The organism is Campylobacter sp. (genome assembly GCF_052170435.1).
GTDB lineage: Bacteria > Campylobacterota > Campylobacteria > Campylobacterales > Campylobacteraceae > Campylobacter_A.
Map to the genome: position 1 here is coordinate 68,672 of NZ_JBQNAN010000005.1, position 13,639 is coordinate 82,310.

The following is a 13,639-nucleotide window of genomic DNA, read 5'->3' on the forward strand; positions in this document are numbered from 1 at the left end:
ATGTGCTATAATATGGCACATTTCTAATAAAGGAGCCATATAATGAACACAAGCATTGTAGGTAAACAATTTGAACTAACAGACTCTATAAAAGGTTATGTAGAGAATGCATTTGATGCTCTTGGAAAATATAATCTAGACATCATTTCAGGACGTTGCGTCATCTCGGCAGATGAAAAAAACGGTAAAAAGGGCTTTACAGTCGAATTTGCAATAAATTTAGCAAGAAAAGACACAATAGTAATCTGTCACAAAGACAAAGATCTCTACGCTGCGGTCGATCTTGCGCTTGAGCGCGCATCAAAGGTGCTTCGCCGCGAGCACGACAAAAACACAACCGTCAAAAATAAAGACGACGGCAAAGCTGTTAGAGCTGCGATCGCCGACGAACACCATATAAACGAGGGCGAAGTAGATGAGATAATCCCTATGGAGCTTGAGTTATACAAGCCGCTAGAAATCGAAGAAGCTATGCAAAAGCTAAAAGATAGCGATGCGCAGTTTTACGTATTTAACGATATGGATGCCAAAATGCGCGTGATCTACAAACGCTCTGACGGTAAATTCGGACTTTATTAACCAAAAATTTAGGCGAGACAACCTCTCGCCTCCTCACTTTTTAAATCCACAAAGATACCAATCAAAATTCAATCATTCTTGTTGCCGAAATGAAATAAATATAAAATTGCCAATCTCAAATTTCAAAAACTACCAACGATAAAGAAATTTACATAACACAGGAAAACCGCTTTTAGCGGAAGATTTTTAAGCACGATCAAAATTTGAAAGATATTTTTAAATTTAATAATTCGCAATAAAATAAATTTTGGATACTTTGTTTTTAAAGGCTAGTTTGTAAAATTATCTAAAATTTTACTTTTTATCATGGATGAATACGCTTAAATAACGCAAATTTTAATATATTGCCGATTTAATCTCGGCGAGTTTTTAAGGCTTTGATTCTTAATTAAATTCAAATTTTACGCCGACTCGCCGCGACTTGAAACTACGCCAAATTTACACGATACCTAAAACCGTACTTAACATCGACGGATTTTTATTTTGCAAGGCTTGCTGTTTTTCTAGCAAGGAGTTGCTTTGCAAACTAGCTCGCAGCTCTTTTTCATATTTGATCAAAAGATCGTCCAGTACGGCTTCAAGCTCATCTCTTAGGCTTTTTTTCATATCAGTATTTAGTCCTAGAGCCTCCATCAGCTCCTCTTTTTTGACCCTTAGTTTTTCCTGTATTTTTTGTTCGTTCATCTGCGATAAAAACCCAGCCGCACCAAGCTCGGTAAGAGTCCTTTTAAATCCCTCCACGTCAGGCTCTTTAGAGGTTTTTACCTGCACGGTAGCTTTTTTGAGCTCCTGTTCAAAGTCGCCCTCTTTTGCCGCTTTTGCGCTCTTTTCTACAGCTTTTTGCGCAAGCTCGGCCAAAATCTTTTGGATAAATTTTTGCTCTTCGATCGTCATTTCGCATCCTTTATAAAAGATACATTATCGCAAGCAAATTTTATTCCTTAGCTCTATCTGCGATAAATTTAGCAAATTTATCATCGTCGTTTGGGCAGGCTACGACGTCGTAAAAATCAAATTTTAGCTCGTCCGCGATATGGCGAAATTCATTTGACAGCTCAAAAACGGTTTCGGAGTTGTCGATACAAAAGGAGATCGGATAAACGAGCGCTTTTTTGTCTTTTATCTCGGCTAATGCCTGATTTAGCGATGGTTCGAGCCATTTTACAGGGCCTAACTTCGACTGGTATGCGAGCAAAATTTGCTTAAATTTAACTCCTCGCTTCTCCAAAATTTCGGTTAAAATTTGAACGTGACGCTTGACGTGCTCCTCATAGATATCGCCCGCATCGATCATCTTTTGCGGCAAAGAGTGCGCTGAAAACACCAGCGTTATTTCATCTGCATTTAGATCGCGCGCGCTTTTTTCGATGCCGTCTACTATAATCTCGTTATATCTCTCATCCTCGAAAAACGGCTCGACGATTTTTACTTTCGCCTTTAAATTTAGCTCGGCACGTGCCTTTTCAAAGTCGCTTATACTAGACGATACGGTCGTAAACGAGTGATGCGGGTATAGCGGGAAAACGACGATCTCAGAGGCCTCCGTAAACTCGGCCAAAACGTCTTTCGCAAAAGGCGGCGTGTAGTTCATCGCAAAGGCTACCGCCGTATCATCGTCTAAAAAATGCGAAATTTTTCCGCAAAGTCTTGCCGTAAGCTCGCATATAGGCGACTTGCCGCCGATTTGGCGGTAGTTATTTTGCGCGGCTTTTAGGCGCGAGCTAGTTATCATAAACGCCACGAATTTACGCAAAATCGGGCTTTTTATCCCCAAGATATACGGGTCGTTAAACATATTTTTTAAAAAAACCCCAACCTCGCTAAGGTCGTTCGGTCCGCCCATATTTAGTAGCAAAATAAGTCTCATTCGCAAATCTCCTGAGCCTTTAGGGCGTCTTCGAGCGTGCTTAGATCGCTTTTTGCGCCGTAGCAGGCCTGATAAAACTCGTCAAGCATCGCTTTAACCGGTGAAATGTCGCTGTAAACTTTCAAATTTTGCTGTCCGTCGGCCGTATATTTGTTTAGCTTAAGACCCAGCATATCGCCGAAATAAACTCCACCGCTCGCGGCAAATTCGATCGTAAACCGCTCCGCTTTAAAACGCTTTGAGTTATGGATACTAGCTAGAGTCTGGTTTTTAAATTTAAGCTGAAAAAGAGAGTCGGTTTCACTTCTTTTATCGTCGTTTTGGATTGAAACTTTATTGCTAAATATTATCTCGCTACCCGTTATAAACCTTGCAACGTCGATGTTTTGTAAAATTTCAAGCTGCAAATTTACGCCTTTATTAAAGCCGCGAGCGATATTTATCGAAAAAATTTCTTTTTCTTTGGCAAGCTCTTTTTTTACCGAGGCGATTACGGGATTAAACCTATCGATAAAAGCCATATAAGCGCTGATATTTTGGGATTTGAAACAGTATTTTAGCTCCCTTATCTCGCCTGATTTGCAAAGCCAAGGATCAAGCATGATAAATTTTATAAAATTTAAGCATTTAGGTATCAAATTTAGATATTTGTGCGTGTCGGTAACGATGAGGGCGTCGATACGCACCGACTCCAAAAGGTCGTTTATATTATCGTAAACAGGAATCCGTCCGCAAATTTCGCTATTTTGCACGCCGTCAAAAACCGCCGCCAGCTCGAAGTGTTCGGAGCGACGAAGCTCGTTATAGTAGTGCTTCGCGTCGTTTCCAAATCCTATTATCGCAACTCGTTTTTTCATAATCTTTTTTCCAAAATTTAATGTTTTTTAGGCGATTATAGTCAAAAATAGTAATTAAACGGATAATGCGAGCGATTTTTAAAGTTTACCGACGCCTTTTTATAGCGGGCCTCAAACAAGTTTTATTAAATTTATGCTAAAATCAGCCCTATTTTAAAACTTTAATCAGGAATAAAACGATGGATATTAGAGAGGCTTATTTAAATTTTTTCGCAAGCAAAGGTCATGAGATCATCCCGTCAGCGCCGCTAGTGCCAAACGACGCTACGCTACTTTTTACAAACGCGGGTATGGTGCCGTTTAAGAGCATTTTCACCGGCGAAGTGCCGCGCCCTACCCCGCCGATCCGCACGAGCTGTCAGACCTGCATCCGCGCAGGCGGCAAGCATAACGACCTAGACAACGTCGGCTACACCGCGCGCCACCACACGTTTTTTGAGATGCTGGGCAACTTTAGCTTCGGCGAATACTTTAAACGTGACGCGATCGCGTATGCGTGGGAGTTCGTCACGCAGGTGCTAAAACTACCAAAAGACCGCCTCTACGTCACCGTTCACGAGAGCGACGACGAGGCGTTTGCGCTATGGGAGCAGCACATCACAAAGGAGCGCATTTATAGATTCGGCGATCACGATAACTTCTGGCAGATGGGCGATACGGGGCCGTGCGGACCGTGCAGTGAGATTTTCTACGACCAAGGCGGCGAGCACTTTAATACGCCTGAGGACTACATGGGCGGCGATGGCGATAGATTCCTTGAAATTTGGAACCTGGTTTTCATGCAGTACGAGCGCAGCAGCGACGGCAAACTAACTCCGCTACCAAAACCGAGCATCGACACGGGCATGGGCCTTGAGCGCGTCACGGCTATAATGGAAGGTAAATTTAGCAACTACGACAGCTCGCTTTTTATGCCTCTTATCGAAGAAGTCGCAAAGCTTTGCGGTAAACCCTACGCTTACGAGAGCGGCGCTAGCTACCGCGTCATCAGCGATCACATCCGATCGGTGACTTTCCTGCTAGCCCAAGGCACTACGTTTGATAAAGAAGGCCGTGGTTACGTGCTTCGCCGTATCCTTCGCCGCGCGATCAGGCACGGATATCTGCTAGGTATAAAAGAGCCGTTTATGTACCGCCTGGTCGATAAAGTCTGCGAGCTAATGGGTGGCCACTACGCCTACCTAAACGAGAAAAAAGCGGCGGTAAAAGAGCAAATAAGGCTCGAAGAAGAGAGATTTTTAGCCACGATAGCAAGCGGACTAGAGCTTTTTGAGAGTGAGCTAGCGCGCACGAAAGATATTTTTAGCGGCGAGGCTGCGTTTAAGCTTTACGATACGTTCGGCTTCCCGCTAGATCTAACGGCCGACATGCTACGCGAAAAAGGACTCAAAGTAGACGAAGCTAAATTTGACGAGCTAATGAGCGAGCAAAAAGCGCGCGCTAAGGCTGCTTGGAAAGGTAGTGGCGACAAGAGCGCGAAGGGCGATTTTAAGGCGCTTTTAGAGAAATTCGGCGAAAATAAATTTAGCGGCTACGAGGAGCTTGAGCGCACTAGCAAGGTTTTAGCGCTGCTTGACGAGGACTTTAAAGAAACGCAAATTTTAAAAGCGGGCGAGCAAGGCTGGGCGATGTTTGACGTGACGCCTTTTTACGCGCAAAGCGGCGGACAAGCGGGCGATAGCGGCGAGATCGCTGGTGCTGCCGACGTGCTAGATACGCAGAAGTTTTTCGGACTAAATTTATCAAACGTCGCGGTTAAAAAAGAGCTTAAAATCGGCGATACCGTGAAGCTAAAAGTAAGCGAGCAAAGAGCCGAGATCGCGCGCCATCACAGCGCCACGCACCTGCTCCACTCTGCGCTTAGAAGCGTGCTAGGAACGCATATCGCGCAGGCCGGATCTAGCGTCGAGGCAAACAGACTCAGGTTTGACTTCTCGCATCCAAAGGCAGTGACGGCAGAGGAGCTAACAAAGATTGAAAATTTCGTCAATGCCGCGATTAGCGAAAATATAGAAGCAAAAACGGAGATAATGGATATCGAGGACGCTAAAAACAGCGGCGCGATCGCTCTTTTTGGCGAAAAATACGCCGATAAAGTACGCGTGCTAAGCTTCGGCGAGGTTAGCAAGGAGCTTTGCGGCGGTACGCACGTGGCAAATTTAAGCCAAATCGGTGCGTTTTTCATCACCAAAGAAGGCGGCGTGAGCGCGGGCGTGCGCAGGATCGAGGCCGTGTGCTCTAAAGCCGCGCTAAATCTAGCAAAAGCCTGGCGCGGCGAGATCGAGGAGCTAAAAACCGAGCTAAAAAGCGCCGAGCCGATGAATGCGGTAAAAAAACTAAAAGCCGAGATAAAAAGCCTAAAAGAAAAAACCAAGCAAGCCAAAGACGCGCACGCGCTGGCGGTAGTGAACGTAAACGAGACAAAGCTTTGCGTTGCGGTGCTTGACGGCGGCGACATAAAAGCCACTATAGACGAGTTTAAAAATGAAAACGAAAAGGCGGCAATCCTGCTCGTGCAAGTAAACGAAGATGGCAAAATCGCTCTGGCTGCCGGCGTGAAAAATGCGGCTTTGAAAGCGGGCGAATGGGTCAAATTTACGGCGCAAATTTTAGGCGGAAACGGCGGCGGCAAGGATGATTTCGCAACCGCGGGCGGTAAAAACGTACTAGCGATCGAGGATGCGGTTAGGCAGGCGTTAGAGTTTGCTAAAATCAAGTTAGAAAAATAAGCTTGCGTCGGTCAAATTTAAAAAAATCGCTTAAATTTGACCACGGTTTTGCGGCGTGAAATTTTAAAGCGAATTTGAGCCGGTTGCGGCAAGATCAAATTTGACGCCGCAAGGCAAATTTAGAAATTTTCGTTTTGCGAGCCGAGATAAAATTTAAAGGAAAATATAAGTTTATGAGTTTATTTTATTCGCGCGTTTTGGCGTCAAATTTTACCGCCGTCCAAGTAACTTTAGCGCGAGAAAATTTAAGATCAAAGGGAACAAATGCCCGAATTTAACATAGCTTTTGCAAAGATTAGCAACGCCCTGCCCTTTATCCACATCCTCTCCGTAGTCGTTTTTATCGGATTTCAAGCAAATTTTTTACTCATCGCTAAATTTTTTATGAAAAATATCGAAGGCGACACGCAAAAATACCAAACGATAATCTCCATGCTAAAGCGCCTGGGCTACGCGATCTACGGCTCGATCGCAGTAATGGGCGTAACCGGCGCGATACTAGCCAAGCAAAACGCGATCAAAAACGCCGATCCGATGCTAAATACGATTTTAACGACGAAATGGGCGATCTGGGGGTTTTTGTTCCTAAACGTCATTTACGTCACCTACCGCCTAAACAAAGCCGCAAAATCCCTGCAAAATAGCGAATACGTCGAGCTTCACGAAAACCTTATAGTTACGATTTATTATTTCATCCCGCTAAACGTCGCGTTTGCGCTGCTGGCTGCGTATTTGGGCGTATCTTACAGGGAGTTTTGATGATTATTTTGGCTTCGAGCTCGGTTACTAGAGCTAAGGTTTTGCAAGATCACGGCGTTAAATTTGAGCAGGTTTTCTTCGACTACGACGAGAGCGGCGTAGATAAAAATTTACCGCCGCACGTCTACGTTCAAAAGATCGTAGCGGCAAAAAAAGAGCAGTTTTTAAAAGCAAACGACGGCGCAAAAAACGTCGTTTTCGCCGATAGCGTCGTCGTATGCGACGGTAAAATTTTAGGTAAAGCAAAAGACGGAAAAGAAGCTCTTAAAATGCTAAAAATGCAAAGCGGTAGCACCGCTAGGATCGTAACCGCGATGATATTTTTAGGCGAGAAATTCGAGCTTTTTAACGTCAGCTTTGCGGAGTATAAATTTGCTAAATTTGACGAAGCCGACCTACAAAACTACCTATCTGGCGATCTATGGCAGGGCAAGGCCGGAGCCATGACGATAGAAAATTTCAACAAAAAATACATCCTAAGCCAAAACGGCGAAACTAGCACCACAATGGGGCTAAACGTGAAAATTTTAAAGGCCTTTTTATGAGAATTTTAGCTTCGATTTTGTTTTTTATCTTTGTTTCGCTGAGCGCGGCATTTGTTTATCTTTACTCGCAAGTCACTTTTGACGCGTCAAATATCATCGATTTTAAGCCAAAGCTCACGACTCAAATTTACGATAGAAACGGCGAGCTCATCGCAAATATCTTTGACGAAAACAGGATCTACGTAAAGTACGAGGACATCCCGCCGCGCGTCATCGAGGCGCTGGTAGCGATCGAGGATACGAGCTTTTTCGAGCACGGCGGCGTAAATCCAGAGGCCATCACGCGAGCTATCGTCAAGGACATAAAAGCAGGCAAACTAGTAGAGGGCGCGAGTACGCTCACGCAACAGCTCGTTAAAAACATGGTGCTAACTAGAGAGAAAAAGCTAACTCGTAAGGTCAAAGAGATGATCATCTCGATGAAAATAGAAAACGAGCTAAGCAAAGAACAAATCCTAGAGCGCTACCTAAACCACGTCTATCTCGGACACGGCTACCACGGCATCAAGACCGCGGCCAAGGGGTACTTTAGAAAGGAGCTCAACGAGCTCACGCTAAAAGAGATCGCGATCCTGGTAGGACTGCCAAAAGCCCCTAGCACATACGACCCGACTCGCCACCTAGACCTCTCGCTAAGCCGCGCAAACAACGTAATCTCAAGGATGAACGCGCTAGGCTGGATCAGCGACGCCGAGTACAAAGCCGCGCTAGTCGAGCAGCCCGTAGTCTTTGACGATACTCTCACGCAAAACAAAGCCCCGTATATCGTGGACGAGGCGCTAAAAGAGGCCTCAAAGCGCTTTGAGGATATCAAAACTGGCGGCTACGTCATCGAAACCAACGTCGATCTAAAAGTGCAACAAATGGCCTCCGAGGCGCTCAAATACGGCCATAACGAGATCCTAAAACGAAACAAAGACGCAAACGCCAGCATCCTAAACGGTGCTATCGTCGTCACCCTTCCAAAGACGGGCGAGGTGCTCGCGCTAGTCGGCGGCGTGGACTACGCCAAAAGTAGCTACAACCGCGCCACGCAGAGCACCCGCCAGCCGGGCTCTAGCTTTAAGCCCTTTATCTACCAGATCGCCCTAGACATGGGCTACTCGCCGATGAGTAAGGCTGCCGACATTTCAAGAGTCTTTAACGAAGGCAGCCAGTACGAGTGGCGTCCGAAAAACTATAGCGGCGGCTTCCAGGGCTATATCACTCTACGAGAGGCCTTGCGTCAGTCGCGCAACCTCGCCACGATAAACTTACTCGACGAGATCGGGCTTGATACGGCGTATAAAAAACTAACCGAAATGGGCTTTAAAAATATACCTAAAAACCTATCCATCGCGCTTGGTAGCTTTGGCATCTCGCCATTGGAGTTTGCTAAATTTTACTCGATGTTTCCAAACGGCGGCGAGATAGTGGAGCCAAGCCTGATAAAACGCATCATAAACTATCAAAATTTAGAAGCGGTCTTTGAGCCTGAGCGGACGTTCGTCACCGAGCCCGAGCAGGCATACCTGATGACCGATATGATGAAAACGGTCGTGGAGCGCGGCACGGGACAAAGCGCCAGGCTAAACGGCGTGCAGGTCGCAGGTAAGACCGGCACGACAAACAATAACATCGACGCGTGGTTTTGCGGATTTACGCCCGAAGTCGAGGTAGTCGTGTGGTACGGCAACGACGATAATACGCCGATGAGAAAGGTCGAGGGCGGCGGACGCACGGCGGCTCCTGTGTTTAAGAAATTTATGGAAAGCTATATGAAGGAGTACCCGCTAAAACAAAAAACCTTTATCGAGCCGGAGGGCGTCTTTCACACTGCGTACGAGGGCTTGATCGAGGTCTATACGAAGATCTCGCCGGTACCGAAACAAGACGCGCAAGATACGCTGATAAAACAAGACGACGAGGGACTGATTTTTTAAATTTACCCAAAAGGCCGGCCAAATTTGAGCGATTTACTGCTTAAATTTAGCCGCCGCTTCGTCAAATTTGAACCCATTTGCAAAATCGCTTTTACTTTTACTTCAAATTTACGATCAAATTTGATCTCGGACGGTTAAAATCCAATTTTAAAAGCGCTTTTAAATTTGCTTGCTCATTTTACTCTCGTAAAATTTAAACTTGCCCGCAAATCCAAAATCAAAGACGCAATAAAATTTGAAGTCAAATTTAAACGAGCTAAATTTACAAAACCGTCCAAATTTGCCGCCGTGCCGAGCACAAAACCCACATCAAACGCCACTCAAATTTAAAAAATTACGCTTCGTCTTTCGGGATATACGTACTTCGGTTAAACAGATAGCATGCCAGACAAGCCGACAATACGTTTGAGCCGCTCAAAAGCAAGCTCATCGTCTTTTCGTCATTTCTAGCGATCAGAGCTGCTATTATGAGCACAAGCGGATACAAGATCAAAGCAATGCTAGCTAAATTTTCAACCGTAAAAATCATCAAGCAAAGTCGCTGATTTTTTATGAAAAATTTGCTGTACTTTTTCGCAGGGTGGCTTTTTAGGTAAATTTTCGTGAAAATATACGGCAAAATCAGTACCACGGCAAGGTATGCAACTCCTAATATGTTTCCTATAAAGCTCGCAAACCACGAAACCATGAGCGTAAATCCGATAAACGCCATACTAGCGCGCCTGATAAGCCTATGCACGTCGTAACGGTTTTTTAGATGCCAAGGTATTTGATCAAATTCTGCGTCCAGGTCGTTCAGCTCGCCGAGTCTTTCCTCTACTGATTTCGCGCTTTGAGCTAGACCGGACCCCCTGCGAGATCTGCATCTTCGGGTGCCGGTTCGTATGAGCTTTTGTTGCGAGAGTAGCATACGGCAAAAACAAGCAAGCAAATCGGAGCTACGACAAGGCCGTATAAAAACGCATAAACGCCGTATTCGCCGCCGCTATCCTTCACGAAAAACGACCCGATAATAAGTAAAATCGGGTACAAAATCAAAACTATGCTGGCAAAATTTTCTATCCTAAAGGCTAGAAAACTATCCCACTGATCCCTAACGAAAAGATAGCTGTATCGCTTGGTTTGATCTCGCCTTAAAACATAAAACGTCCAGAAAATAGGCGCAACTATCATCACAGCGCCCCGAATATAGCTAAAAACTTCAGGCGGCAATTCTATGTCGTTACTTATGAAAAACGACTCCAAACAAGACGCCAATATCGTAAAAAGATAAAAAACGACAAACGTCGACGACCAGTACGTCATAGTCGCTCGTCTGATAAACCTATGCCTATCATACCGCCTTTTTTCATCCTTAGGGATAGCGGCAAATTTCTCGTCCAGCTCTTTCATCTCGGCTTGAAATTTTACGTTCACGGCCAGCTCCTTTTAAAAGCGCTAATTTTAGAAATTATATCGAATTTAGCGCAGCAAAGCTCCTAAATTTCAGGCTTAAATTTGGTTGCAAAGGCGTAGCCGCATTTTTTTAGGACTGCCGCTGCTTGGCAAATTTAGGCAAGGAGAGTAAAATTTAACATCAAACAGCTTTAAATTTAACCCGTTTGCCGTAAAATATCTGCGGATAAAAAGATAGCGCCGCACCGCGCACGAGCCTAGGCCCGGCACAAAGCCAAAAGTACGGCGATCAAACCAAAATTTAACCCGAGCTTCCCGGCTAAATTTGAGCTGGTTTCAAAAGCTAAAGAGGATAAATTACTCCACGAGCTTCATCTGCTCGGCGCAGATAGCCTTCCACGAGCTTTGCAGATTTGAGCCGACGCACTCCTGCAGGTACGGCTTTGCTTCGCTTTCGCGTTTTAGCTTGATGTAGACTTCCGAGATCTGAGCTAGCGCACGTAGCCTGTTTTCGGGATCTAGACGCGTATCTACGAGTTCTTGCGCGGCATCTAGAGCCTCGCCTAGTTTATCCAGCTTGCTTAGCGAGCCGATGTACTCAAAGTCGATTTTCGGGCTAAATGTGGCGATATGCAGGCGTTTTTGCAGGTCGATCGCCTTTTTGGCGTAAACCGACGCGTTTAAAAAGTCGTTCGCGCCGTACGTCGCCTCAGCCATGCGGTCGTAGAGTTCGATGACCTTAAAGTCGTTTTTGCGTAGCGTCTCGACGGCCGTTATCGTCGCGGCGGCGTCGGTGAGCCTGCCTAGCCCCATCAGCGCCTCAAATCTATAAAAAAGCACGGGCGAGACGTCGGCATACTCCTGCCTAGACGCGATAGCCAGAGCCTCGTCAGCCACGCGCAAGGCGTCGTTATACTTCTCCGTCTTTATCAACACGGAGGCTAGTTTGATGAGCCACTCCACGCGGTCGAGCATATCGGGCGTCGAGATATTTTGCGAGGCGAGCTCGTGCGCGGCGGCGAAGCGCGATAGGCGCATATAGCAGTCAAAGAGCTTAAATTTAGCCCCGATTTTATCGCCTACGCCGTAGTTTTCGGTCAAATTTACCGCCGCGGCGCAGTCGTTTTGACGGATGGCTTCACTCGCTAAATTTAGCGCCGCCTGATCCAAGACGGCGCTAGCGTCCGTATCGTTTAGATCGCGCACGGCCTGGGTATAGCGCAGGACGGAGTCAAATTTACGCTCTTTTAGATAGAGCGCGACTTGCTCTTTTAGAGCCTTGGCGCCGACGTCGGTTTTTCCGTATTTACCCATAAGCGCGTCGTAGTGCTCGTGTAGTTTAGTTGCGTTGCTCTCGTCGTTTCTGGCGAAAAATAGCTTATCGAGCGCATTTTGCACGATGGCGGCATACTGCCCGTCCGCAAACTCGTTTTGGTATCTTTTTAGGTAGTCATAGGCTTTTTGCGTGTCGGGCGTGCCTGTTAGTGCGATGCCTAGATTTTTTAGCACGGTTTCGTAATCATTGTCGTTTTTATTTAAGCGGGCGAGTAAAATTTCATAAATTCTCGCGGCGATATCGTCCATCTTTTTCTCGTGGAATACCCCCGCCAGCGTCATTAGCTTGGACGCATCGTTTAGCAGGTATTCTTGGTTTTTGTTTAAAATTTTGAGCATAAAATCCTTAGCGCGGTCGAATTTCGCCTTGTCGATACTACCCTGCACGAGGCTCAGAGCCGCGCGGCTAGCGACGTCTAGCGTCTGCGCCGAGTACAGCACGTCCTCGTACATCCTCACGGCCTCGTCCTGTCTGCCCGTGACGTAGAGCCTATCGGCAAACTCAAGTACAGCTAGCTTGGTAAAATTTGAGTTTGGATGCTCGTTCATGAGGATGTCTAGCGTGTAGTTCGCGTCGCTAACGAGCTCCTGCCTGAGGTAGGCTTTGGTCACGAGATAGAGCACCTCGGGGTAGTTTTCGTCCGACACGAACCGCCTCATCCACGCGCGCCCCTCGCTTGCGACATCCGCTGCGCCAAGACCTTCGAAGCTATTTTGCGAGTCTAAAATTTTATCCAAAGCGCGCAGTCTATAGAGCAAAAACTCGCTAGCAAAGATGCTGTTTGGATATCGGCGCAGCGCCGTCTGAATCGTAGCTATCGTATCGTCGTAACGCTTGGCGTCGTAGCTTTTTTTGACGTCTAGGTACATGTTTATGTCGTTGCTATCGCCGCTTTCTATCGGGGCCTTGTTTAGATCGAGCGGCCCGACGCTAGGCGCGGTCATCTGCTCAAATATCGGGGCGAAATTTATCCCCGAGTTTGCTTGTTTTTTAAATTCGCTTAAATTTTGATCTATCACGATAGCGTGGCGTTTGGCTGCGCCGCCGTTTTTACTAAACGGCACGGCGGACGCGCCGTAAAGAGGCTCGCTAGATGAGATCAAACGCGAGCTCGCGCGCGGCACGACATAGACGCGCATGCCGCCCTTTTCCTCGCGAAATCTCACTTCAGCCAGGGCTAAAATTTTATCCTCAACCTTCGGCAACGCGCCGCCAGGAAGATCGCAAAAATAAAGCTTGCGGTCGTAGGCGAGGATCTCCTCTTTACAAACGAGCCCCTTCTCGTCGCTGATGTTTATCACGGTGTAGGGCCTGCCGTCCTCTGCGCCCGAATTTACGCTCAGGCTAAAAGAAAACGCCAAAATCGGTAAAAAAAGTAAAAAATATTTTCTCATGCGACCATTATACCCTTTTTCGTTTAAAAAGCGCTATAAAAGCGAATATAACGCGCTTTTGAGGCGATTTTTTTTACTAAATTTCGCGCATTTGGATAAAATTTTATTTAGCCTAAATTTAACTTTGGCATAGAGGGAAAATTTGGATTTTGAAGTAGCGCGGTTGCGGGTAAATTTGTCCGTCTAACGTCAAAAAGCTCCGCCTGCTATGTCAAATTTGACGTAGCAAGCCCGGCTTTTGGGATTAAATTTATAA

11 protein-coding genes are annotated in these 13,639 nt (G+C 46.1%); 5 read left to right on the forward strand and 6 right to left on the reverse strand.

What is annotated here, in order from left to right; translation table 11 throughout:
* The first annotated feature begins 42 nt into the window (after nt 1-42).
* A complete protein-coding gene (gene hpf / locus ACTTJF_RS03480; RefSeq protein WP_298085306.1) occupies nt 43-579 on the forward strand; it encodes a ribosome hibernation-promoting factor, HPF/YfiA family in 537 nt (178 codons plus the stop codon).
* Between the two features lie 438 nt (nt 580-1,017).
* Here hpf and ACTTJF_RS03485 read toward each other — a convergent pair whose 3' ends face one another.
* Genes ACTTJF_RS03485 through ACTTJF_RS03495 form a run of 3 tightly spaced genes read right to left on the reverse strand, consistent with a single transcriptional unit; the run spans nt 1,018 to nt 3,303 of the window.
* Nucleotides 1,018-1,473, reverse strand: a complete 456-nt coding sequence (locus ACTTJF_RS03485) for a response regulator (RefSeq protein WP_442550782.1) — start codon at nt 1,471-1,473, stop codon at nt 1,018-1,020.
* A 40-nt stretch (nt 1,474-1,513) separates the two neighbouring features.
* Nucleotides 1,514-2,446 (reverse strand): ferrochelatase, encoded by a 933-nt coding sequence (hemH, locus tag ACTTJF_RS03490; protein ID WP_442550783.1) that lies wholly within the window; start codon nt 2,444-2,446, stop codon nt 1,514-1,516.
* On the reverse strand, nt 2,443-3,303 hold the full coding sequence (locus tag ACTTJF_RS03495; RefSeq protein WP_442550784.1) for a hypothetical protein: 861 nt from the start codon (nt 3,301-3,303) through the stop codon (nt 2,443-2,445). The genes hemH and ACTTJF_RS03495 overlap by 4 nt, the downstream gene beginning before the upstream one ends.
* Nucleotides 3,304-3,482: 179 nt before the next feature.
* Here ACTTJF_RS03495 and alaS point away from each other — a divergent pair, with 179 nt between their 5' ends.
* The 4 genes from alaS to ACTTJF_RS03515 all read left to right on the forward strand — a co-directional run bounded on the left by alaS (nt 3,483) and on the right by ACTTJF_RS03515 (nt 9,258).
* The gene (gene alaS, locus ACTTJF_RS03500; protein ID WP_442550785.1) at nt 3,483-6,032 is read left to right on the forward strand and encodes an alanine--tRNA ligase; all 2,550 of its coding nucleotides are present in this window, start codon (nt 3,483-3,485) and stop codon (nt 6,030-6,032) included.
* A gap of 264 nt (nt 6,033-6,296) precedes the next feature.
* Entirely contained in the window at nt 6,297-6,791 is a 495-nt protein-coding gene (locus ACTTJF_RS03505) for a 3-isopropylmalate dehydratase (protein WP_314181116.1), read from the forward strand.
* Nucleotides 6,791-7,336: a septum formation inhibitor Maf gene (maf, locus tag ACTTJF_RS03510; protein ID WP_442550786.1), complete on the forward strand. Its 546-nt coding sequence runs from the start codon at nt 6,791-6,793 to the stop codon at nt 7,334-7,336. Before ACTTJF_RS03505 ends, maf begins: the two co-directional genes overlap by 1 nt.
* Nucleotides 7,333-9,258 (forward strand): transglycosylase domain-containing protein, encoded by a 1,926-nt coding sequence (locus ACTTJF_RS03515; RefSeq protein ID WP_442550787.1) that lies wholly within the window; start codon nt 7,333-7,335, stop codon nt 9,256-9,258. Before maf ends, ACTTJF_RS03515 begins: the two co-directional genes overlap by 4 nt.
* Before the next feature lie 334 nt (nt 9,259-9,592).
* Here ACTTJF_RS03515 and ACTTJF_RS03520 read toward each other — a convergent pair whose 3' ends face one another.
* The 3 genes from ACTTJF_RS03520 to ACTTJF_RS03530 all read right to left on the reverse strand — a co-directional run bounded on the left by ACTTJF_RS03520 (nt 9,593) and on the right by ACTTJF_RS03530 (nt 13,383).
* The gene (locus ACTTJF_RS03520; RefSeq protein WP_442550788.1) at nt 9,593-9,970 is read right to left on the reverse strand and encodes a hypothetical protein; all 378 of its coding nucleotides are present in this window, start codon (nt 9,968-9,970) and stop codon (nt 9,593-9,595) included.
* Between the two features lie 125 nt (nt 9,971-10,095).
* Nucleotides 10,096-10,674: a hypothetical protein gene (locus ACTTJF_RS03525; protein WP_442550789.1), complete on the reverse strand. Its 579-nt coding sequence runs from the start codon at nt 10,672-10,674 to the stop codon at nt 10,096-10,098.
* Nucleotides 10,675-11,010: 336 nt separating this feature from the next.
* A complete protein-coding gene (locus ACTTJF_RS03530; RefSeq protein ID WP_442550790.1) occupies nt 11,011-13,383 on the reverse strand; it encodes a DUF7494 domain-containing protein in 2,373 nt (790 codons plus the stop codon).
* Nucleotides 13,384-13,639: the final 256 nt, after the last annotated feature.

Coding starts and splice junctions, on each gene's coding strand:
- ACTTJF_RS03485 (WP_442550782.1), bottom strand. CDS start 1,473: ATGACGATCGAAGAGCAAAAATTTATCCAAAAGATTTTGGCCGAGCTT.
- ACTTJF_RS03515 (WP_442550787.1), top strand. CDS start 7,333: ATGAGAATTTTAGCTTCGATTTTGTTTTTTATCTTTGTTTCGCTGAGC.
- hemH (WP_442550783.1), bottom strand. CDS start 2,446: ATGAGACTTATTTTGCTACTAAATATGGGCGGACCGAACGACCTTAGC.
- ACTTJF_RS03505 (WP_314181116.1), top strand. CDS start 6,297: ATGCCCGAATTTAACATAGCTTTTGCAAAGATTAGCAACGCCCTGCCC.
- hpf (WP_298085306.1), top strand. CDS start 43: ATGAACACAAGCATTGTAGGTAAACAATTTGAACTAACAGACTCTATA.
- ACTTJF_RS03520 (WP_442550788.1), bottom strand. CDS start 9,970: ATGGCGTTTATCGGATTTACGCTCATGGTTTCGTGGTTTGCGAGCTTT.
- ACTTJF_RS03530 (WP_442550790.1), bottom strand. CDS start 13,383: ATGAGAAAATATTTTTTACTTTTTTTACCGATTTTGGCGTTTTCTTTT.
- ACTTJF_RS03495 (WP_442550784.1), bottom strand. CDS start 3,303: ATGAAAAAACGAGTTGCGATAATAGGATTTGGAAACGACGCGAAGCAC.
- maf (WP_442550786.1), top strand. CDS start 6,791: ATGATTATTTTGGCTTCGAGCTCGGTTACTAGAGCTAAGGTTTTGCAA.
- alaS (WP_442550785.1), top strand. CDS start 3,483: ATGGATATTAGAGAGGCTTATTTAAATTTTTTCGCAAGCAAAGGTCAT.